Raw genomic sequence first — 20460 nt, forward strand, 5'->3', positions numbered from 1 at the left:
CCTGTCTCCCCCCAATCCATGAAAATCATCGTGTGTGGCGCTGGGCAGGTGGGCATGACCATCGCGCGGCAGCTGGCGTCGGAAGGCGTGGCGATCACCATCATAGACACCGATGCCGAGTTGATCCGGCGGGCCGACGAAAGCCACGACATCCGCGGCGTGGTAGGGCATGCATCGTACCCCGATACCTTGCGCGAGGCCGGCGCGTTGGACGCTGACATGCTGATCGCCGTCACCCGTTCGGATGAGGTCAACATGGTTGCCTGCCAGGTGGCGTATTCCCTGTTCAAGGTAAAGCGCCGGATTGCCAGGCTGCGGCATGTCGGCTACACCGCACGCGATACCAACGGCTTGTTTGCTGCCGAACATCTGCCGATCGATGTCATCATTTCCCCGGAAGCCGAGGTTGCCGAGGGCATCACGCGACGTCTTCGAACGCCTGGCGCATTCACGATTCTGCCATTGGCTCGTGGACAGTTGGAGGTGATCGGCGTTGGCGTGGCTGATCCGGATTGCCCCGCCATGGGTGAGCGGATCTGCGATCTTGAGTCCAATGGAAGGTTCGAGCACATAACGCTCCTTGCCGTCACCCGTAAGGGAATCACCTTCATTCCCACGCCACTGGATCGGGTAGAGCTGGGCGACGAGCTTTATCTGCTGGCTCGTTCTGAGCGGCGCAAGGCCACGATGGCGCTGTTCGGGCACCGCGAGCGCCCCATCGCCGCGCTGGTGATCGCCGGGGCTGGCAATGTAGGCATGCATCTTGTGCGCAACATCCGTGCCCTGCTGCCGAAGACGCGCATCACGCTCATCGAACGTGATCGTGACAGGGCTCGCCATGCAGCCGAGGCGCTCGGCAGCGATGTCGTCGTGCTGCATGGCGATGCATTGGATCGTGGAGTGCTCGAAGAAGCCCAGGTAGATCGAAAGGAATCGATGGTGGCGGTAACCAACGATGACGAGTCGAATATTTTCTGCTCGCTCCTGGCCCGCAAGCTCGGCTGTCGCCAAGCGGTGACACTGGTCAACAAGAGCACCTACGCCAGTCTTCTGCCTGGAATGGGCATCAACGCCGTGGTGAGTCCGAGTGCGGTGACGGTGTCGACAGTGCTGCGCCACGTTCGCCGCGGCAAGATCGTCGGATTGCAGACCTTGCGCGAGGACTTCGGTGAGGTGATCGAGGCCACCATCAGCGCCGGGCGCTCTGCGCTGTTGACGCAGCCGCTTGGTGCGCTCGCGCTTCCGGAGGGAATCAAGGTCGGGGCCGTCATCCGCGATGATCGCCCGCTGGACCTGAGCGCCGAGACACGGATTGTTCCGGGCGATCGGGTGGTACTGGTGGTTGCCTACAGCGAGATAGATGCGGCTGAGCAGCTTTTGGGTGGCGCTGGCGGACGCTCGCTTTGAAGCACAACGGTCACGGTATGAGGTGGGCTCCTGGCGGGGTTTCGGCATCGAGCAACAGCTTTCGCCTGGTGGGAGCGATCGTGGGGCAGGTGCTGCTGGCAACGGCTGCGTTCATGCTGCTGCCGATGTTCGCTGACCTTTACTACGACAACCGGGACTGGCTGGCGTTCGGCATGGCATCGGGGGTTTCTGCGATGTGCGGTAGCGCCCTGGCGTGGGGTTATTGGCGATCAGGGGGCAAGTGGGGAAAGTCAGGACTGACCTTGAGGCAGGCTTTCGCCCTGACACCGCTGAGCTGGGCAGCGGTTTCGGCGGTCAGCGCGTTGCCCTTCCTGTTCTCGGAACACCCGCAACTACGCGGCCACTTCGCCAACGCTTTTTTTGAGGCGGTTTCGGGCATTACAACCACCGGCGCCACGGTCATGACAGGGCTCGATGCAGCCCCGCCTGGTCTACTGCTGTGGCGCGGGCTTCTTCAATGGATGGGCGGTATCGGCATCATTGCCACCGCCATTGCCATCCTGCCGGCGTTGGGTGTCGGCGGGATGCAGCTGTTTCGAACCGAGTCGTCAGATCGCTCGCAGAAGGCGATGCCTCGCGTGCGGCAGATCGCCTCTACGATCGGCTACGCCTACATTGGTTTGACGGTCGTCGCCGCAGTGGCTTACTGGCTGGCAGGGATGGATCCATTTGATGCCATTGTCCATGCGCTTACGTCGATTGCCACGGGCGGCTATTCAACGTCGGATCAGTCGTTCGGACGCTGGCAGGACAACGGAATCCAGTGGCTTGCGACGTTCTTCATGCTGTCGGGCACGGTGCCCTTTGTCCTGTACGTACGCTTCCTGGCGGGTGACCGAAGCGCCTTCGTTGATCGCCAGGTCACGTCACTGCTGAGGCTGCTCGCTGTTTCGATAGGCGGCATCGGCACGTGGTTGGTGGTATCGGGGCAGTACGGCGTCGAACAGGCCTTCCGCTACGCCGCATTCAGTGTGGTGTCCGTGGTCACCACGACGGGCTACGCGGTGACCGATTATGGCCAGTGGGGTGCGGCGATCGTCGGGGTGTTCTTTCTGCTCACCTTCGTGGGCGGGTGTACGGGCTCGACCAGCGGTGGCATCAAGATATTCCGCTTTGAGGTCATGGCGGTGATGCTGCGTGTTCATTTCCTGCGCCTGCTTTATCCCAACGGGGTGTTTCCAAGGTCTTACGACGGCAAACCTCTCTCCGATGAGGTGATCGGGTCGGTGGTCGCATTCCTGACGGTGTTTCTGGTCTGCTATGCCGTTTTGACGGTTGTGCTGCTGGGGCTTGGCCTGGACTTCTTGACCAGCGCAAGCGGAGCGGCCACGGCGCTGTCGAATGTGGGTCCGGGACTGGGCGAAACAATCGGCCCAGCGGGCACGTTCACCTCACTGCCAAGCGCGGCCAAATGGGTGCTGTCCTTTGCGATGCTCCTGGGCAGACTCGAACTCTTCACGGTGCTCATCATCTTCCTGCCTCGCTTCTGGCGGGGATGACGGCTGCCCGCACGGCGGTGATGCGGATCAAATGCGCGTGATTTCCCCATTTCCCCGTGTTCACAGCAAAGCGCGCAGCCTCACGACGCTTGCTGCGCCCGCAGCCATTCAGATGGAGCATCACCAATGAGTACACCCAGTGGATTCCCGGACCGCCGGCCGCTCGGCACCGAGTTCGATACCGTGGTCACTTCCACACCCGTGATCACTCCCACGCCGGAAAGCGCGGTGTCCTGGGGCGCGATCATCGCCGGCGCTGTCGCCGCTGCTGCGCTGTCGCTGGTGCTGCTGATCCTGGGCGTCGGCCTGGGCCTGTCTTCGGTGTCGCCGTGGTCTTTCGACGGCGTATCCAAGGAAACCTTCGGCTGGAGCAGCATCGCCTGGCTGACCTTCACCGCCCTGGCGGCTTCCGGCCTGGGGGGCTACCTCGCCGGCCGTCTGCGTACCAAGTGGACCAACCTGCACGGTGACGAGACCTACTTCCGCGATACCGCGCACGGTTTCGTGTCGTGGGCGGTTGCCACGCTGCTGACCGCTGGCCTGCTCACCTCCGCCATCGGCGGCGTACTGGGTGCAGGCGCGAAAGTAGCCGGTGCCACCGCCGGCGCCGCTGCGACCACCGCTGCTGCGGCAGGTGCAGGCGCTGGGGCGGCTGCGATGGGCGCGAAGGAAGGCGACATGGACTATTGGGTCGATTCCCTGTTCCGTAACGCCTCCACCAACCCGCCGCCGGCACCGCCGGCTCCGCCGATGGGCGCACCGATGGATCCGGCTGCCGGCCCGCGTGACGCCGCGATGCCGCCGCCGCGTCCGATGCCCGGCAACGAGCGCGGTGGCGATCGCCGTGAGGTGCGGGCCGAGGTTAACCGTATCGTGGTCTCCAGCCTGCAGAGCGAAGGCCTGGATCCGGCCGACAAGCAGTACCTCGCGCAGCTGATCGCCCGCGAAACCGGCATGACCCAAGCCGAGGCAGAAGCGCGCGTGACCGACGTGCAGACCCGCATGCGCGCCGCGCTGGAAGATGCCAAGAACACCGCCAAGACGGCTGCGGATGACGCCCGCAAGGCCACGGCCCATGCCGCGCTGTGGCTGTTCATCACGCTGCTCATCGGCGCGTTCTTCGCCAGCCTGAGTGCCACCTGGGGCGGCCGCCGCCGCGACCTGTAACTTTCGTATCCACCAAGGAGAACCGACATGAAAACCCTGCTGCTCTGGTTCCTGGGCGTTCCGATTCCGATCCTCATCCTGTACGCGATCTTCTTCTAAGCATCGCACCGGTAAGTAAAAACGCCAGGCCGCAGCAATGCGGCCTGGCGTTTTTCTGTATCAGTCCTGCAGGTCCCACTTGGCTGCGTCGGCCTGCTTTTCTTTATAGATGGCACCGGCGAAATCGACGTGCAGTTCTGTCCAATCTCCGCCATCGCGATGGGCCAGCACTTCGAAGTGTTTGGGCTTGCGCTCTGGCGTGCCGTGAACCGTCCACCCGGCTTTCTTCACCGCAGCCAGCGCTGCGCGTGGATCGGCGGGAACGTCCGGATGGTGGTGCTTGGGGCTGTGGTGCGGCTTCTTGTGTTCCACCTCGACAAACCTTCCGTCCTTCCTGGCGATGCGGCTGACCTTGATCTCCGAAGGCCGCTGTTCGCCTTCCAGGCGGATGGCCAGGCCTTGGGCGAGCGGAAAGACTTCGGCGCCCTTCGGGCCGAGATCGGCCAGGTAGGCGGCATCGTCGGCGATGAAGGTGAAACGGTGGGCAAAGACGTGTTGGATGACGCCGGTGAGGGCGACCTTTTCGTGGTGCGGCATGCATTTCTCCTGAGAGCGCCCAACCGCGGGCGCATCCCCGAAATGGAGCTGGCGTGCAGGTGTTGCAATGCATGCGGCGCGATATCAGCCATCGGCAGATAGCCGCCAGTCAGCCAAGGGCGGTGCGCTCGGCGCTACCGTTTTCCTGCTTAGAAGAGGCCTTCGAACGGGTTCCAGCTGACCTTGCCCTTCACGCGTTCGGCGTAATAGCTGTAGTTGGTGCTCATGGCCACCGAGAGGCCGAGCGCCGCTCCGAGTGCACGTACCAGCAGGTCCGGTACGAAGAAGGAGACGGTGACCAGTGCCACGTACAGGCCGAATACAACCAGACCCTTGCGCCACATGCCCAGGATGAAAAGGTAGATCCAGCTGAAGAACAGGGCGAACAGGTTGATGTTCACCTTGAATTTTCCGGCGAAGGGCAGGTCTTTCAGAGCCTGTCAGTACCCCTTGGTCTTCGGTGCGCCATGCTGGGCGAAGAAGTCAAAGCGGAACTGCCATTTCGGACTGTGCGGGACGGTGTTCGGTGTTTCCATTGTCGATCAAAGCTCCATGTAATCGTTTACATGATAACGAGATCAAGACGTATTCACCAAGGAAAATCCGCAAATCGTAGTAGGTAGCGCCGAGCCACGCTCGGCGAGCGCGGAGCGCGAAATGTTTCAGGAAGCGACGAGTCCGAACGGAAAGCCGCCGAGCATGGCTCGGCGCTACTTGGTGTCGCTGCACAGATCGAAACTGTGATCCAATCGATAAATTTCGCTATGTTTCGACATTGATACATAACGAAACATGCCATAAGGTCGTCGGCGACACCCTGGGGCTGGTCCAACGCCTCCTGTCGCCGTCTTCCCCGTGCAACCGAAGAGGTACGTCCATGTCGTCGTCACGTCCGTTTTCCGGAATGCTGGCTGTCGCAGTCCTCGCCAGCGCCCTGTCCACCGCCTGTGCCCACGCCGGCACCCTGACCCCGGCGGTATCCACCCAGGAGTTCGACAATCCGCATCGCGGTTTCATGCTGTGGGGCAGTTCCTATGCAGTGGATGGCGGGGTGGATAATTTCCACGGGGCGCACATCTATCACGTGTACCTTCCATGGCGGATCATTGAAACCGCCGACCAGGTATTCGACTGGAATGCGGTGGAGACGCTGTACCTGCAGCCGATCCTCAATGACGATCCGCTGGCGACCTTCGTGCTGCGCCCCGTCGCTGATTATCCGGAAAGTGCCGCCAGCCAGATCGACGCGCATTACACCGGCGGCGAGAACGAACGCGACTATCCGAAGTTCCTCGAACAGGCGCCACTCAACATTCCGTATGCGGTGCGCGCCAAGTGCGATTCGGACGGTCCGATCCGCAGCCTGGATTACAACAACACGGCGGCGCGCCAGCAGATGCAGCAGTTCGTGCAGGCGCTGGCCGCGCGCTTCGATGGCGATCCGCGCATCACCGCCATCCAGGTGGGCCTGCTTGGCTTCTGGGGAGAGTGGCATACCAGTGGCTGCGAAGACCTGCAGCCCAACGCGCAGACCCGTTCGCTGATCCGCGATGCCTACACCGCTGCCTTCCTGAAGACGCCGCTGCAGACCCGCTATGCGCGGGCATCAGACGTGGGGTCGGCGCTGTTTGGCTTCCACGAGGATTACTTCCCCTCGTTCACCGGCAAGTGCAATGCGTTCAACCCGCAGATGCCCAGCTGCAGCGACGATGGCTGGTGGAACCTCGAATACGGGCTGGCCAACGAGGTACCGGCGGCGCGGCAGAACTGGATGGTCAACCCGGTCAGCGGCGAGAGCCCGAACAGCAACCAGAAGAGTACCTGGACCAACCGCACCGCCGATGTGCGCAAGCTGCTGCGCGATTACCACTTCAGCTTCCTCGGCCCGGCCGGGGCGCACGAAACCAGTGGCAATGCGGCCAAGTTGAAGACGCTGAAGAGCGATCTGGGCTACCGGCTGGGCATCAGCACGGTGACCTGGCCCAACACGCAGGTGCGTGGCCAGCAGGCGGCGCTGCAGCTGGGTATCAAGAACCACGGCTCGGCCCCGCTGTACAATGCCTACCACGTGGAACTCCACTGGGTGGCGGCTGATGGCAGCACCAAGGCGCGTACCTCGATACCCGCGGTGACCCTGAGCGAGATCATGCCCGGCACGGTGCAGAGCCGCAGCACCACCTTCACCGTGCCCAGCAGCCTGGCGCCGGGCAGCTATGCGCTGCGTCTTGCGCTGGCCGATGACACCCCGGGCCGCCGCAACATCGCCCCGCAGAACGATGGGCAGGATGCGCAGCGTCGACTGCCGCTGGGACAGGTGCAGGTGAACTGAGGGAGTGCGGTTCACTGGAGCATGGCGATGCGGCGTGGGGCCGCATCGCCGCGCAGGCGGCGGGGCAGGCGCAGGCTTTCCCCGTCGTCACATTTGCGTCATCATGCCGCCCATTCTGTTACCTCAAGCCGCCGCCAGAGGATCACTTCCTGCCTGGAGGCACTGCCGTGTCCGTCGTTCCGTCCCCTGTTGCCCCGACCCGCAGCGCTCGTCTGCATCGCACCCTTGCCCGTTCGCCGCTGACCCAGGCGGTATCTGCGATGCTCACCGTGGGCCTGCTCACCGCCAGCGCGCAGGCGCAGCAGAGCGCCGCCGCACAGACCGACGACGAGGCCGCACGGACCCTGCAGACCGTGCAGGTGACCGCCAACCAGCTGGGCACCGTGACCGAGAACAGCGGCTCCTACACGCCGGGTACCATCGCCACCGCCACCCGGCTGGTGCTGAGCCCGCGTCAGACCCCGCAGTCGATCAGCGTGATCACCCGGCAGGAGATGAACGACTTCGGCCTCAACGGCATCGACGATGTCATGAAGGTCACTCCGGGCATCAGCATCGTCACCTACGACAGCGAGCGCACCGAGTACTACGCACGTGGTTTCGCCGTGCAGAACTTCCAGTACGACGGCATTCCGATGGCGCGCGATTCGGCTTATTCGGCCGGCAATACGCTCAGCGACATGGCCATCTATGATCGCGTGGAAGTGCTCAAGGGCGCCACCGGCCTGCTGACCGGCATGGGTGATCCCGGTGCCACCATCAACCTGATCCGCAAGAAGCCGACGCACGAATTCGCCGGTAGCATGGGCTTGGGCGTCGGCTCGTGGGACAGCTACCGCGCCGAAGTGGATGTCAGCGGCCCGCTGACCGAAAGTGGTCGCGTGCGTGGGCGCGCGGTGGCGGCGCAGCAGGACAAGCACTCCAACGTCGACCATTACCAGCGCACCAACAAGGTGTTCTACGGCATTCTCGAAGCAGACATCGACGACAGCACGCTGCTGACCGTCGGCGCCGATTACCAGGACAGCGATCCGCAGGGTTCCAGCTGGGGCGGCATTCCGTTGCTGGACAGCACCGGCAACTTCAACAGGATGCCGCGTTCGTTCAACAACGGTGCGCGTTGGAGCAGCTGGGCGCAGTACAGCCGCACCGCGTTCGCCACGCTGGAACACACCTTCGGCAATGACTGGGTGGCCAAGCTGCAGCTCAATCACCAGATCAACGGTTATGACGCCCCATTGGGCGCGGCGGCCGGCGGCAACCCGGACCCGGTCACTGGCGAAGGCGTGAGCATGTGGGTTGGCAAGTACGTGGGCGAAACCACCAGCAACGCCGCTGATCTGTATGTCAGCGGGAAGTTCGAATGGTTCGGTCGCCAGCATGAACTGGTGGTCGGCGGCAGCGTGTCGCGCAAGCGCTGGATCAACGATGGATACTCGCCGCAGGAAGGCTATGTCACCAGCGTGGCCGATTATCGCGGCTGGACCGGCGATGTGCCCGAACCGGACTGGCAGTGGGGCTACGGCAACCATGAAGTGACCCGCGAAAGCGGTGCCTACGTGGTGGGCCGCTTCGACCTGGCCGATCCGCTGAAGCTGATCCTGGGCAGCCGCGTGGCCAACTACAAGGCCATGGATATCGACGAGAGCGGCGTGATCGTGCCGTACGCCGGGCTGGTATACGACCTCAACCAGAACTACTCGGTGTTCGCCAGCTACAGTTCCATCTTCAAGCCGCAGAGCAGCCAGGACGAGCAGGGCAGGGTGCTGGATCCGCTGGAAGGCCGCAGCTACGAAGCCGGCGTCAAGGCCGAGTTCATGGAAGGACGCTTCAACGCGAGCGCGGCGGTGTTCCAGCTGGAGCAGGACAACTATGCCGAGCCCAGTGGCGGTCTGACGCCGAGCGGTGGCATCGCCTACCGCGGGCTGGCGGGCGTGCGCACCAAGGGCTACGAGTTCGATGTGTCCGGCCAGGTTGCATCGGGCTGGCAGGTGCAGGGCGGCTACGCGCACAAGATCGCGCGGCAGCAGTCCACCAAGGTGTCAACGCTGGAGCCGGAAGACCAGTTCAGCCTGCACACCACCTACCGCGTGCAGGACGGCGCGCTGCGTGGGGTGAGCATCGGCGGCGGCGCGCGCTGGCAGGGCAGCACCTTCGGCACCATCACCAACCCGCTGGACGGCGGCAGCCTGGTGCATCGCACCGATCCGTACTGGCTGCTGGATGCGATGGCGCGCTATGAGTTCAACGACAGGCTGTCGGCCACGCTCAACGTGAACAACCTGCTGGACAAGCACTACTACACCATCTTCAACTGGTACAGCACCTACACCTGGGGCGAGCCGCGCAACGTGCGGTTGACGGTGAACTACAGGTTCTGATGGCTGTGCACAGGCGCCCCGGGGATGATTCCGGGGCGTTTGGCTGCGCTGGCTGGCACTTACGGAATCAGCCGCTGCGCACGCAGCGTGGCGAACAGGTCGAAGAAGGCGTCATCGCTGGGCTGGTAGTCCAGGAAGCCCAGCCGGCGGCTCTTGGACATATCGGTCATCACTTCGACCGGACGGCCCAGGTCGGCGTCGGTGTGCCACGGCGACACCAGCCGGTGGATGTCGGGCTCGGTCAGGCCCTGTTCGATGGCCAGCTGCACCCACGGTGCCGCGTCGTCCGCCATCTGCCGTTCCAGCGGGCGCAGCTCACCGGTGAACGGCGCCGCTTCGATGCCGAACCAGTCCGCGATGCGGCCCCACATCCAGCTCCAGCGGAACACATCGCCGTTGACGATATTGAACGCCTGGTTGGCGGCAGCCGGGGTCTGGGTGGCCCACACCAGCTGGCGTGCCAACTGGCGCGCGTCGGTCATGTCGGTCAATCCGTTCCACTGCGCCAGCGAGCCGGGGAAATAGAACGGACGGCCGCTGCGCTTGCACAGCGAGGCGTACACCGCCAGCGTAGTGCCCATGTTCATGGCGTTGCCCACCGCCGCACCGATCACAGTATGCGGACGATGCACGCTCCAGCTGAAGCCATCACGCGCGGCCGCGGCAAAGACCTCGTCTTCCTGTGCGTAGTAGAAGTTCTCGATCGGCAGGCGGGGCTGTTCTTCGCGGAACGGGGTCTGTGGCAGCGCGCCCTGCGCGTAGGCTTCGAATGGTCCGAGGTAATGCTTCAGCCCGGTCACCAGCGCGACGTGCTGCACCGAACCGGCCGGCTGCAGGGCATCCAGCAGGTGGCGCACCATGGCCGCATTCACGCGGATGTTCTCGGCCTCGTTGGCCTGCCGCGACCACGTGGTGATGAATACATGGGTGGGGCGCAGGCCTGCCAGTGCGGCCCGGGTGCCCTGTGCATCGCGCAGATCGGCCGAGACACCGTGGACGCCCGCCGGCAGCGCAGCCGGGTTGCGCGCCAGGCCGTGAACCTCCCAGCCTTCCTGGAGCAGCTGCTGTATCAGCGCACTGCCGGTGATGCCGGTTGCACCGACTACCAACGCTTTCTGGGTCATGAGGTTGCCTTTTGCATCAAATAACAGGCAGACACCTTAGGATAATGGGGTCAGGCCCGAAAGAAGGCACCAAATGGTAACCACGCGATGAAAGCAGGCACTCCGGAACAGGAATGGCGCGAAGACTGTGCGCCGCGGCGGGTGCTGGAGCTGTTCAGCACCAAGTGGACGTCGATGGTGCTGCACACCTTGGCCGTGCGCCATGACGGGGTGGCGCGCAGCAATGCGCTGCACCGCAGCCTGCCTGCGATCTCGAAGAAGATGCTGATCCAGACCCTGCGCGAGATGGAGCTGGCGGGCATCGTGCTGCGGACCGAACATCCCACCGTGCCGCCCTCCGTGGAGTACAGCCTGACCGCGCTGGGCCGGCAACTGGTGGAGCCAATCGAGCTGATCTACGACTGGGCGCGGCGCAATGCCGAGGCACTGGATGCGCTGAAAGCAAGGCCGACGTCGCGGCGGCGCGGGTAGCCCCAGGCAGGACCGTTCCGATTCCGCATCCACCACTCAGGAGAGTGTCGTGACCGCTGACCCGCTCGATACGAAACGCGATACCCCGGCCGATTACAGCGATGCGCTGTACCGCGTTTATTTCGAGGTGGGGGAGTGGCAACGGGTGGCACGGGAGGCGATCAGTGCATTCCTGTTGGAGCGCAGCCGGGACCATCCCGCGTTCCACTTCGATCCTGGGTCACTGCAGCGGGTGGACCATGGTTATGAGCTGGATCTGCCGATGCAGCTGGTTCCAGAAGTGGTGCGGGCGCTGGCTGAGCGGAACGTGGCGGTGTACCAGGTTGTGAGGCGGGGGCGGGTTTGATGGGCGGCTTTGCGATCTGGATGGTCGCTTTTGCGGCCTCTTTCTGCTGCACCAGCGTCACAGCCCATTTCCCCGAGCCGGCCGGAATGTGGGCCAGCTGAGGATAGCTCTTCAGCATTTTCATCAGCCCTGAGTGGCCGTACTTCTTTGGTGAAAAGCCGGGGTGCGCCTTGGTCAGATGTTGCATCAACTCGTTGCCGCCAACTTTGCCGCCGGGCGCTTGCGCAGCCAGGTGCCTGACTGCATCAAGCACGAAGGGAGGCGACTGCTTGGCGACGGGTGACGCCGCTTTCTTCGCTGCAGGCGCCTTGGTCGTGACGGCTGGCGAAGGCTTGGCGGGTAGGGGCGGTTTGGCTGGCATCGCCTTCACTGCAGGCGGTGCGGGTTGCTTCACCACTGGCGCTGGGGCAACCTCCGCGCTGCTCCTCTTCCCCTCGAAGAACTGGTCGCAGGCTTTGCGGAGGGCCGGAGGTGATTTGGTGTCGCCGACGATATAGACGGCTGCCCCCCGTTCGCGCAGTTTCCGGCACAGGTAGGCGAAGTCGGAATCACTGGTTACCAGGCAGAATGCATCTGCACGACCATCCAGCAGGATCTCCATGGCGTCCAACGCCAAGGCGATGTCCGTGGTGTTCTTGCGTGGTGCATAGGCGTACTGCAGGCAGGGGGTGAATGCCTCGCGAACCAGCATTTCCTGCCATTTCCCGCCCAACGTGGGGTGCATGCCGTAGCCGCGCCGGATGACCAGCCGCCCGAGTCCGGCGGTCTTCTGCAAGGCAAACTCAGCAATCTCGGGTGAGACGTTATCGCAGTCGACGAGGATCGCCACGCGTGCCGTGCTGGTCGTCGAGGAGCCGCTCATCCATGCGCTACCTGAGGTGTGATGCCCCATCTTGGAGGCAAACCGGGAGCCTCGGCAAGCAGGGGCCCCGGGGTAAGGGCAGGCGGGGCGCTACGGGAATCCAGGCCCGCGCCGCAGCCGGATGGGGCCCGACCCCAGGGCCTCCGGATCCAGGTGCTCGTCCTTGCGGCTGATGATGATCCGATCTTCCCGCGCCAAGGTAGCGGCGGCTTCGCGCACCGGCTGCATGAGTGGGCGCCAGTCACCTGGCTCTGGGCGTAATGCCCGGGCAACCTCGGACGGACAGATGGAAGCCGACGCCGCGCGCTGGCCCAGCAGGTCGATGATGGCGGCGGCGATATCCATCGCTGCACGATGCGTCGACGCGTGTGATGGGCGCGCGGAGGTGGGCTGGGTAGCGCCGAGCCATGCTCGGCGGCATTCCGTTCCGGCAGCACGATGTCTGACGCAGGCCGCGCGGTGCGCTCGCCGAGCGTGGCTCGGCGCTACCAGAGCGAGCCGGCGAGATGCCTGACGCAGGTCGATGATGGCGGCGGCGATATCCATCGCTGCACGACGCGTCGGCGCGCGGAGGTGGGCTGGGTAGCGCCGAGCCGTGCTCGGCGGCATTCCGTTCCGGTAGCACGATGTCTGACGCAGGCCGCGCGGTGCGCTCGCCGAGCGTGGCTCGGCGCTACCAGAGCGAGCCGGCGAGATGCCTGACGCAGGTCGATGATGGTCGCCGCGATATCCATCGCTGCACGATGCGTGGGCGCGCGGAGGTTGGCTGGGTAGCGCCGAGCCGTGCTCGGCGGCATTCGTTCCGGTAGCACGATGTCTGACGCAGGCCGCGCGGTGCGCTCGCCGAGCGTGGCTCGGCGCTACCAGAGCGGACGGCCGAGATGCCTGACGCAGGTCGATGATGGTCGCCGCGATATCCATCGGTGCACGATGCGTGGGCGCGCGGAGGTGGGTTGGGTAGCGCCGAGCCATGCTCGGCGGCATTCCGTTCCGGCAGCGCGATGTCTGACGCAGGCCGCGCGGTGCGCTCGCCGAGCGTGGCTCGGCGCTACCAGAGCGAGCCGGCGAGATGCCTGATGCAGACCGATGATGGCAGCCGCGATATCCATCGCTGCACGACGCGTGGGCGCGCGTGATGGGCGCGCGGAGGTGGGCTGGGTAGCGCCGAGCCGTGCTCGGAGGCATTCCGTTCCGGTAGCACGATGCCGGATCCAGGCCGCGCGGTGCGCTCGCCGAGCGTGGCTCGGCGCTACCAGAGCGGACGGCCGAGATGCCTGACGCAGGTCGATGATGGCGGCGGCGATATCCATCGCTGCACGATGCGTGGGCGCGCGTGACGGGCGCGCGGAGGTGGGCTGGGTAGCGCCGAGCCGTGCTCGGAGGCATTCCGTTCCGGTAGCACGATGCCGGATCCAGGCCGCGCGGTGCGCTCGCCGAGCGTGGCTCGGCGCTACCAGAGCGGACGGCCGAGATGCCTGACGCAGACCGATGATGGCGGCGGCGATATCCATCGCTGCACGATGCGTCGGCGCGCGTGATGGGCGCGCGGAGGTCATTTGATGGGCTGTCCCGGGATTGTCCAGAGCGGCTAACCGATGTGTCCAGCGACGAATGGATACCGCCGTGGGGTGGGTGAGCGCATTGTCGGCCCTACAAAACGGGAAGGAGAATCATGTGAACCGATCGACTCCGAATAATCGCCTGGCCTTGGTGCTGATCTTGGCGATTGCAGCGCTGAGTTCCGCCCACGCGTCAACGCCCGAGCCCGTGCATGCCACCGCCGCACACAACGAGGCGTTGGTCCGGAAGGCCTTCATTGACTGGTCTGCGGGAAACGGCACCGTGTTTGCGCTGCTGTCCCCCGATGTCGTCTGGACCGTTCATGGCTCCGGTTCGGTGGCGGGTACTTACAAGGGCGTTGAAGCGTTCCTGGAGGGCGGGGCGGCTCCGCTGACCCGCCGGCTGGCGCGGCCGTTGGTGCCCAAGGTGCATGCCATATGGGCGGTGGGCGATACGGTGATCAGCCGGTTTGAAGCCGAATCCACTACCACCGGGGGGCGCCCGTACACGAACCAGTATGTGTGGATTTTCGGGATGGAAGACGGCGTCGTGGTGGAGGCCGAGGCATTCCTGGACCTGGCGGCGTATGACAAGGTGGTGGCGGAGAATGCGGTGGTCCGGTAGCGCGATGTCTGACGCAGGCCGCGCGGTGCGCTCGCCGAGCATGGCTCGGCGCTACCAGGGCGGGATGCATGTGTTGGATGTCGGGCCATTCACGCCGTGCAAATGGGCGCCGGATAGGATGCTGGCCTCACTGCCATCACGGAACGATCCAGTACATGAGCTCATCCACGCGTGTGTTGCCGCTGTCTGCTGTTTCCGTACTGTTGATTGCGCTTGGGGGGTGTTCCAAGGGGCCCGATGCGGCAGTTCCGGAGCCTGTAACCGGCGGCGCCACTGCGGCTTCCAATGAGGAAGCGGACGCGGAACAGGACAGCGATGTCCCCGAATTCCCGGTCATCCCGACGATCGTGGTGCCGGAGATCATCGGCGTCACCCCGGCGCAGCGTGCACTGGAAAGTTCACTGCAGTCCATCCTCGATCCGGTGGAGGGGATTACCGTTTCCCCGGCGCGCTGCAGTACCGATGGCAGCCTGATCAACGATGCGGGCATCGCCAGCGTGGATGCGCAGGGCAAGCTGACCCGCAATGGCGACGAAGGCATCTTCGTGATCAACCCTGATGGCAGCGGCACCGCCAATTTTGAGGGCGGACTGGTGCGCGTGAATGCCGATGGCAGCGGCACGATCAACGGCAACCCCGGCGGCGGTGGCGACGATGCCATCATCAGCGTGGAAGCGGACGGGTCGGGCACCTACAACGGCGTGGCGGGCCTGATCCGGCTGGACGGCAAGGGCGCGGGTACCTGGAATGGCGACAGCGGCCTGATCACCAACAACGGCGACGGCAGCGGCACCTGGAACGGCCCGATGGGCCTGGTCCGCGTCAATGCGGACGGCTCGGGTACCTGGAATGGCGAAGAAGGCCTGATCACCAACAATGGCGATGGCACCGGGACGATCGGCCCGCCCGCGCGACCGGTCAAGATGCCGCCGCTGGCGCGGCTTGCACCGGCAGGAAAGTTCCCGCCGCTGAAGAAATTCGCTCCGCCCGGTGCGCCCTGCGGTTATGTCATCACCTTGAATGACCGGGTGCTGTTCGACTTCGACAAGTCCGACATCCGTCCCGACGCGGCCGATCTGCTGGATACCTTGGCCGGCGCGCTCGCCGAAGTGAAAACGACCGGCATGGAAGTGCGCGGCCATACCGATTCCAAGGGTGCGGACGATTACAACCAGAGCCTGTCCGAACGCCGCGCGGCATCGGTGGTGGCAGCATTGCGCCAGCGTGGTGCGGGCCAGCAGGCGGCGTCGAAGGGCTACGGCGAAACTCAGCCGGTGGCGCCCAACGAACTGGATGGCAAGGACAACCCCGGCGGCCGGCAGTTGAATCGCCGCGTCGAAATTTTCGTGCGGTCGTGAGTTCGGCAACGCACGTTCACTACTGACAGGAGAACGGAATGAAAGCAGTGATATTCGCAGCGCTGGGTACGGTGGCCGCAGTGGGAATGGCCTCGCCGGCCAAGGCGAATGACTTCAGCCTCGGATACGACGTGGACCGCTTTCCCGCTGCCAAGCTGAGCATGCAGGCGTGCCGCGCGGCGGTAACGCGTGGGGCCGCGGCGGTGGGCTACAGCACGCGCGTGGACCAGGACCAGAAGACGCTGGTGCTGCACGTGTCCGCCCCGCGCGAGGATGGGCGCTCGCTGATCTCGTACTGCATCAGCGCAGGGGACCAGACGGTGTTCGTGATCCAGGCGTTCGACTATTCCGGCCCGAACAATCCGGACGTGGATCGCGTCAAGGCGCGCGTCGGTGCGGAAGTCCGCAAGGCCGCGCGCGGCGGTTGAGCCCCGCGTTACGCGGCGGGCTGGCCGAGCTGGTTGATCTCGCGGTTTTCGACGATGGCAGGCGGGCTGGGGGAGCGGCCGAGGGCGATCATTGCCCGACCGATGGCACCGTTGGTGGTGGCCGCCCCCGGCACGTTCTTGACGATCAGCCCCTGCAGCGGGCTGGCCAGCGCATGGAACATGCGCATCACCCCGTGCGGGCTGTGCGTGCCTTCGTCGGGCAGGATGCCGCCGGGTCGCAGCATCACGGTGGTGATCGGCAACCGCTGCAGCGCATCCTCGGTTTCACCCTTGATGCGCAGCGGCATCAGCCGGCTTTCGGGATCGGAATTGGCGCCGGAAATGTAGAAGAAGCGGCCCTGCGGATTGGCCGCGGCATAGGCCCGCGCCACTGCCAAGGTCAGCTCGAAGGTGACGCGGCGATATTCCTTTTCAGCGGTGCCGATGGGCGGGGCGCCGGCGCAGTAGAAGGCCGCATCGATACCGGCCAGCTGTGACTGCACGCTGGCGGCCTGGCTGAAGTCTTCGAGCAGTACGACACCGACCTTCGCGTCGGTGCGGTCCAGCGGCCGGCGCGCCAGCACGGTGATGCGGGCGACATCAGGCGCGGCCAGACAGGCGTTGAGGACACCTTGGCCGAGCAGCCCGGTCGCGCCGGTGAGGAGGATGTGCATGGCGTGGGTTCCTGTGCAGTGAAGGCGATAGCGCGTGCTTACACTCTACTTGCCCGGCATGCACTCATTTAACATTACCGGACAGATGGTTTCGTCCTGTTCCACGCATTGCATGACGGCGCTTTCCTCTGCCGCGGCCTTGCTGGCCCCCTTGCCGCCGTAGGTGCGGGTTTGTCCGCGGACAATAGCGCCGCATTGACCCAGCGACCATGCAACGACCACTTCGCAACCGCGTTTTCCGCACTTGCTGATTGCCGTATCACCGGCGTCTTTCTGGTTCACGCCCAAGTGCATCGCAAACGCTGGGCCGTCGCGTTCAGCAGCGATCGCGGTCCACGGCTGCGCCATGTTCATCGCCGGGTCCTGTCCCTTTCCTGGGGTGATCGCGGTACTGGATCCGCGTGCCTCCAGGGGTTTGGCGATGAACTCCGCCCCGCCGGGGAAAAACTCGAGTTTCGGCTTCGCCACGCGACTGGTGGCGATCAATTCCAAGCGGTGACTCAGCCGGTCCACCGCAGAATAGGCAAACTTCCAACCCGTGCAGAATGCCTGCTCTTCCGGACTGCGGCATTGCTCGCCCCCAGCAGCCTTGCAGGTGGAGAGTGCTGCATCAACAGCCTTTTTCTTGCTCTCGCCGTGATTGAAGTACATGCCGCCCTGTTGGCTGTAGGCTGGCACCACGCAGCTGTTGGCGAAGGTGGCTACGGGCCAGCAGGTTCCTTCGCATTTTCCCATTGCGTCACGCGTTGCCGTCTGCGGCTCGTACTGGTTGAGGATGACGTTCCAGCTGCCATCCGCCGTGCTGACCACCACGGAACCCCACCAGTCACGCTTGGCATCATCGCTGACCCGGCGCGCTGCAGCTCGCGCTGCGGCAGCGGCTTCCTGGGCGGCGTTGGCTTCTTCCGCGCTGATGTAGCGGACAGCCTGCTGGCTCTGCTGCCAGCCAAGGAAGTTCATCTGCGCCGCATGCGCCTGTTGCCTAGCCTGCGCACCATTCTGGGCTTGGGCGGTGCCGCCCGCGAACAGCAGGCCGGCGATCACCAGTGCGCCGCGCCAGTGGATGCTAGAAACAGTATTCAAGCTGCACCTCGCACTGTTTGGCGCCAGTGGCGGTGCATTGCTCCATCACCGAGGCGCCCAATGACTTTGCCTCGGCGGTGTCGGAGGCTGCTGCCATGACGAACACGGCGCGCTTGCCGGCAACTGCGCCCTTGTCGGCGGCGATACCCGTGCAATGGTTGCGGATCGGGAAGGTGGCCAGTTCAACACAGTCCGGGGCGGCCTTCTGGCATTCCATGCGCGCGCGCGCCTTGGCCTCCACTGCGGTGGCGCCCATGCCATCGCCGACAATATGTTTGCTGTCGCTGACGAACATGCTGCTGAAGATATCGACGCCAGCAGGGAGGCCCGCTGACATCGTGCCGGGCGGAGGGAGCTTGCTTGCAGCTCCGCCGGCCTGGGGGGCGGCGAACGCAGCGCTGGAAATGGCCAACGCGGTGGCACACAGCAGCGCAGGCCTGAGCCTCCAAGAGAGTAGTTGCATTCCGTTGCTCCAGGTTTTGTTTTTTTGGCGCGCGGAGCATACCCGGATAGTGGTCCGCATGGTGTGATGTGGTGGGAGGAATCGGGAAGAGCGTGACGACCAACGGTCGTCACCCACCGGGGGCAGTCGTCACCCACCGGGGGTGTCCAGGGCGGTGCACCTACCCGTGTCACGGTCAGTTGTGTAGAGTCCGGCCCATCATGCGCTCACGGAGGATCGGGTTTGTCCACGCAGAAATTGGTTCGTTATTCGGTCGCCATCGTCGCGACGCTCGTCACCGGCTACCTGCTTTCGGGCTACCTGACCCTGCTGTTCCTTGGCCTGGACACCGGCCATTTCAGCTGGAACACCTACTACCCCTACGTCAGTGCGCTGGACCAGCCGCAGGTCGCGCCCTTCGTGGGCAAGATCAAGGCCGCCGGTTACGTGGGCTTCGGCATCCCGCTGTTCCTGTTCGTGGTGGTGGCCGGTTTCCTGCTGCTGCGGCGCAAGAAGAAGGGCCTGCACGGCGATGCGCGCTTCGCCACCGGCTCGGACCTGTCTTCACACGGGCTGTTCAAGAAGACCGGCGACAGCATCGTGGTGGGCAGTTACAAGGGCAAGCTGGTGCGCCTGTCCGGCCAGCAGTTCGTGATCCTGGCTGCGCCGACCCGTTCGGGCAAGGGCGTGGGCGTGGTGATTCCCAACCTGCTGGAATACGAAGAGTCGGTGGTGGTGCTGGACATCAAGCAGGAAAATTACGAGCTCACCAGTGGCTGGCGCGCCAAACAGGGGCAGGAAGTGTTCCTGTTCAACCCCTTCGCCGAAGACCGCCGCAGCCATCGCTGGAATCCGCTCAGCTACGTCTCCGATGACCCGGCCTTCCGCGTGTCCGACCTGATGAGCATCGCCGCGATGCTGTATCCGGATGGCTCGGACGACCAGAAGTTCTGGGTCAGCCAGGCGCGCAACGCGTTCATGGCGTTTACGTTGTACCTGTTCGACAATCATGATGACGAACGCCGCAGCGGCTTCCCGGGCGGGCAGGGCGTGCCGACCCTGGGCGCGATCTACCGCATCTCCTCCGGTGATGGCAGCGACCTGCGCAAGGACCTGCAGACCCTGGCCAGCCGGCCATTCCTGAGCGGCAACGCCAAGTCGGCCTTCGCCAACCTGCTGTCGCAGGCTGATGAGACCTTCGCCTCGATCATGGGCACCTTCAAGGAGCCGCTGAACGCCTGGATCAACCCGGTGCTGGACGCGGCCACCAGCACCAACGACTTCCTGCTGACCGACCTGCGCAAGAAGAAGATGACCATCTACATCGGCATCCAGCCCAACAAGCTGGCCGAAAGCCGGATGATCATCAACCTGTTCTTCAGCCAGATCATCAACCTCAATACCAAGGAACTGCCCAAGTCCAATCCGGACCTGAAGCACCAGGTGCTGCTGCTGATGGACGAGTTCACCTCCATCGGCAAGGTCGACATCATTGCCTCGGCGGTGTCCTACATGGCCGGCTACAACGTGCGGCTGCTGCCGATCATCCAGAGCATGGCCCAGCTGGATGCCACCTACGGCCGCGACGTGTCGCGCACCATCATCACCAACCATGCGCTGCAGATCCTGTTCGCCCCGCGCGAGCAGCAGGATGCCAACGATTATTCGGACATGCTGGGCTACACCACCCTGCGCAAGAAGAACATCACCAAGGGCCGCGAGAAGAGCCACAGCTTCAGTGAGGAGCGGCGTGCGCTGATGCTGCCCCAGGAGCTGAAGGCCATGGGCACGGACAAAGAAGTGTTCCTGTACGAGGGCATTCCACACCCGGTGATGTGCGACAAGATCCGCTACTACAAGGATCGCCACTTCACTTCGCGCCTGCTAGCAAAGGTTGACGTTCCCAGCTTGCAGATATGAATCATCGCGCGATGAATGACGTCAAATAAATGCGTTCACCGGCGTGAACTGGTGACGCACGTCAACAAATTGTCGTGCATACGTTGAACTTTCATGCTTTCTTGACGCACTCTTGACCTCGTTCTATG

17 protein-coding genes and 1 pseudogene are annotated in these 20460 nt (G+C 64.3%); 10 read left to right on the forward strand and 8 right to left on the reverse strand.

Going from position 1 to position 20460, the window contains the following annotated elements:
• Positions 1–18: 18 nt before the first annotated feature.
• The 3 genes from trkA to CXG43_RS06140 all read left to right on the forward strand — a co-directional run bounded on the left by trkA (position 19) and on the right by CXG43_RS06140 (position 4094).
• Positions 19–1407, forward strand: coding sequence for a Trk system potassium transporter TrkA (trkA, locus tag CXG43_RS06130; protein ID WP_101099147.1), 1389 nt, complete (start codon positions 19–21; stop codon positions 1405–1407).
• An 80-nt stretch (positions 1408–1487) separates the two neighbouring features.
• Positions 1488–2927 carry a TrkH family potassium uptake protein gene (locus CXG43_RS06135; protein ID WP_198551428.1) on the forward strand — a complete coding sequence of 480 codons (1440 nt, stop codon included), beginning with the start codon at positions 1488–1490 and terminating at the stop codon, positions 2925–2927.
• A gap of 126 nt (positions 2928–3053) precedes the next feature.
• Positions 3054–4094 carry a hypothetical protein gene (locus CXG43_RS06140; protein WP_101099149.1) on the forward strand — a complete coding sequence of 347 codons (1041 nt, stop codon included), beginning with the start codon at positions 3054–3056 and terminating at the stop codon, positions 4092–4094.
• A gap of 159 nt (positions 4095–4253) precedes the next feature.
• Here the strand turns inward: CXG43_RS06140 and CXG43_RS06145 are convergent, their stop codons facing one another.
• Together CXG43_RS06145 and CXG43_RS06150 are read right to left on the reverse strand one after the other, a co-directional pair.
• The gene (locus CXG43_RS06145) at positions 4254–4730 is read right to left on the reverse strand and encodes a hypothetical protein (RefSeq protein WP_101099150.1); all 477 of its coding nucleotides are present in this window, start codon (positions 4728–4730) and stop codon (positions 4254–4256) included.
• A 149-nt stretch (positions 4731–4879) separates the two neighbouring features.
• Positions 4880–5266, reverse strand: a pseudogene (locus tag CXG43_RS06150) (DUF2628 domain-containing protein).
• A gap of 341 nt (positions 5267–5607) precedes the next feature.
• Here CXG43_RS06150 and CXG43_RS06155 point away from each other — a divergent pair.
• On the forward strand, positions 5608–7059 hold the full coding sequence (locus tag CXG43_RS06155) for a DUF4832 domain-containing protein (RefSeq protein ID WP_101099151.1): 1452 nt from the start codon (positions 5608–5610) through the stop codon (positions 7057–7059).
• A gap of 260 nt (positions 7060–7319) precedes the next feature.
• Complete coding sequence (locus CXG43_RS06160; protein ID WP_101099152.1) at positions 7320–9440, forward strand: TonB-dependent siderophore receptor; 2121 nt, start codon at positions 7320–7322, stop codon at positions 9438–9440.
• Positions 9441–9499: 59 nt separating this feature from the next.
• Here CXG43_RS06160 and CXG43_RS06165 read toward each other — a convergent pair whose 3' ends face one another.
• Positions 9500–10564, reverse strand: coding sequence for an SDR family oxidoreductase (locus CXG43_RS06165; RefSeq protein ID WP_101099153.1), 1065 nt, complete (start codon positions 10562–10564; stop codon positions 9500–9502).
• A gap of 87 nt (positions 10565–10651) precedes the next feature.
• Here CXG43_RS06165 and CXG43_RS06170 point away from each other — a divergent pair, with 87 nt between their 5' ends.
• Positions 10652–11035, forward strand: coding sequence for a helix-turn-helix domain-containing protein (locus CXG43_RS06170; RefSeq protein WP_101099154.1), 384 nt, complete (start codon positions 10652–10654; stop codon positions 11033–11035).
• Between the two features lie 161 nt (positions 11036–11196).
• On the opposite strand, the gene CXG43_RS06180 is transcribed toward CXG43_RS06170, so the two are convergent.
• Both CXG43_RS06180 and CXG43_RS06185 read right to left on the reverse strand, forming a co-directional pair.
• Positions 11197–12243: an NYN domain-containing protein gene (locus CXG43_RS06180; protein WP_198551427.1), complete on the reverse strand. Its 1047-nt coding sequence runs from the start codon at positions 12241–12243 to the stop codon at positions 11197–11199.
• A gap of 90 nt (positions 12244–12333) precedes the next feature.
• Positions 12334–12588 (reverse strand): DUF3253 domain-containing protein, encoded by a 255-nt coding sequence (locus CXG43_RS06185; protein ID WP_101099155.1) that lies wholly within the window; start codon positions 12586–12588, stop codon positions 12334–12336.
• A gap of 1266 nt (positions 12589–13854) precedes the next feature.
• Between CXG43_RS06185 and CXG43_RS06190 the strand changes: the two genes are divergently transcribed.
• From CXG43_RS06190 to CXG43_RS06200, 3 genes are all read left to right on the forward strand, one after another.
• Positions 13855–14427, forward strand: coding sequence for a nuclear transport factor 2 family protein (locus tag CXG43_RS06190; RefSeq protein ID WP_101099156.1), 573 nt, complete (start codon positions 13855–13857; stop codon positions 14425–14427).
• Between the two features lie 155 nt (positions 14428–14582).
• Positions 14583–15785: an OmpA family protein gene (locus CXG43_RS06195; RefSeq protein ID WP_101099157.1), complete on the forward strand. Its 1203-nt coding sequence runs from the start codon at positions 14583–14585 to the stop codon at positions 15783–15785.
• Positions 15786–15823: 38 nt separating this feature from the next.
• A complete protein-coding gene (locus CXG43_RS06200) occupies positions 15824–16213 on the forward strand; it encodes a DUF6180 family protein (protein ID WP_101099158.1) in 390 nt (129 codons plus the stop codon).
• An 8-nt stretch (positions 16214–16221) separates the two neighbouring features.
• On the opposite strand, the gene CXG43_RS06205 is transcribed toward CXG43_RS06200, so the two are convergent.
• Genes CXG43_RS06205 through CXG43_RS19075 form a run of 3 tightly spaced genes read right to left on the reverse strand, consistent with a single transcriptional unit; the run spans position 16222 to position 18493 of the window.
• Positions 16222–16887, reverse strand: a complete 666-nt coding sequence (locus tag CXG43_RS06205) for an NAD(P)H-binding protein (protein ID WP_101099159.1) — start codon at positions 16885–16887, stop codon at positions 16222–16224.
• A 45-nt stretch (positions 16888–16932) separates the two neighbouring features.
• Complete coding sequence (locus CXG43_RS06210; protein WP_157825282.1) at positions 16933–17970, reverse strand: DUF4189 domain-containing protein; 1038 nt, start codon at positions 17968–17970, stop codon at positions 16933–16935.
• Positions 17954–18493, reverse strand: a complete 540-nt coding sequence (locus CXG43_RS19075; protein ID WP_157825168.1) for a DUF4189 domain-containing protein — start codon at positions 18491–18493, stop codon at positions 17954–17956. The genes CXG43_RS06210 and CXG43_RS19075 overlap by 17 nt, the downstream gene beginning before the upstream one ends.
• Positions 18494–18655: 162 nt before the next feature.
• On the opposite strand from CXG43_RS19075, the gene CXG43_RS06225 reads away from it, so the two are divergent.
• On the forward strand, positions 18656–20332 hold the full coding sequence (locus CXG43_RS06225) for a type IV secretory system conjugative DNA transfer family protein (RefSeq protein ID WP_101099163.1): 1677 nt from the start codon (positions 18656–18658) through the stop codon (positions 20330–20332).
• The last annotated feature ends 128 nt before the right edge of the window (positions 20333–20460 follow it).

This window comes from Stenotrophomonas sp. Bg11-02 (genome assembly GCF_002836635.1).
GTDB classification, from domain to species: Bacteria; Pseudomonadota; Gammaproteobacteria; order Xanthomonadales; family Xanthomonadaceae; genus Stenotrophomonas; species Stenotrophomonas lacuserhaii.

Excerpts from the sequence above, each read along its gene's own strand:
- trkA (WP_101099147.1), top strand. The coding sequence starts at position 19 with ATGAAAATCATCGTGTGTGGCGCTGGGCAGGTGGGCATGACCATCGCG.
- CXG43_RS06140 (WP_101099149.1), top strand. The coding sequence starts at position 3,054 with ATGAGTACACCCAGTGGATTCCCGGACCGCCGGCCGCTCGGCACCGAG.
- CXG43_RS06145 (WP_101099150.1), bottom strand. The coding sequence starts at position 4,730 with ATGCCGCACCACGAAAAGGTCGCCCTCACCGGCGTCATCCAACACGTC.
- CXG43_RS06155 (WP_101099151.1), top strand. The coding sequence starts at position 5,608 with ATGTCGTCGTCACGTCCGTTTTCCGGAATGCTGGCTGTCGCAGTCCTC.
- CXG43_RS06160 (WP_101099152.1), top strand. The coding sequence starts at position 7,320 with ATGCTCACCGTGGGCCTGCTCACCGCCAGCGCGCAGGCGCAGCAGAGC.
- CXG43_RS06165 (WP_101099153.1), bottom strand. The coding sequence starts at position 10,564 with ATGACCCAGAAAGCGTTGGTAGTCGGTGCAACCGGCATCACCGGCAGT.
- CXG43_RS06170 (WP_101099154.1), top strand. The coding sequence starts at position 10,652 with ATGAAAGCAGGCACTCCGGAACAGGAATGGCGCGAAGACTGTGCGCCG.
- CXG43_RS06180 (WP_198551427.1), bottom strand. The coding sequence starts at position 12,243 with ATGAGCGGCTCCTCGACGACCAGCACGGCACGCGTGGCGATCCTCGTC.
- CXG43_RS06185 (WP_101099155.1), bottom strand. The coding sequence starts at position 12,588 with ATGGATATCGCCGCCGCCATCATCGACCTGCTGGGCCAGCGCGCGGCG.
- CXG43_RS06190 (WP_101099156.1), top strand. The coding sequence starts at position 13,855 with ATGGATACCGCCGTGGGGTGGGTGAGCGCATTGTCGGCCCTACAAAAC.
- CXG43_RS06195 (WP_101099157.1), top strand. The coding sequence starts at position 14,583 with ATGAGCTCATCCACGCGTGTGTTGCCGCTGTCTGCTGTTTCCGTACTG.
- CXG43_RS06200 (WP_101099158.1), top strand. The coding sequence starts at position 15,824 with ATGAAAGCAGTGATATTCGCAGCGCTGGGTACGGTGGCCGCAGTGGGA.
- CXG43_RS06205 (WP_101099159.1), bottom strand. The coding sequence starts at position 16,887 with ATGCACATCCTCCTCACCGGCGCGACCGGGCTGCTCGGCCAAGGTGTC.
- CXG43_RS19075 (WP_157825168.1), bottom strand. The coding sequence starts at position 18,493 with ATGCGGACCACTATCCGGGTATGCTCCGCGCGCCAAAAAAACAAAACC.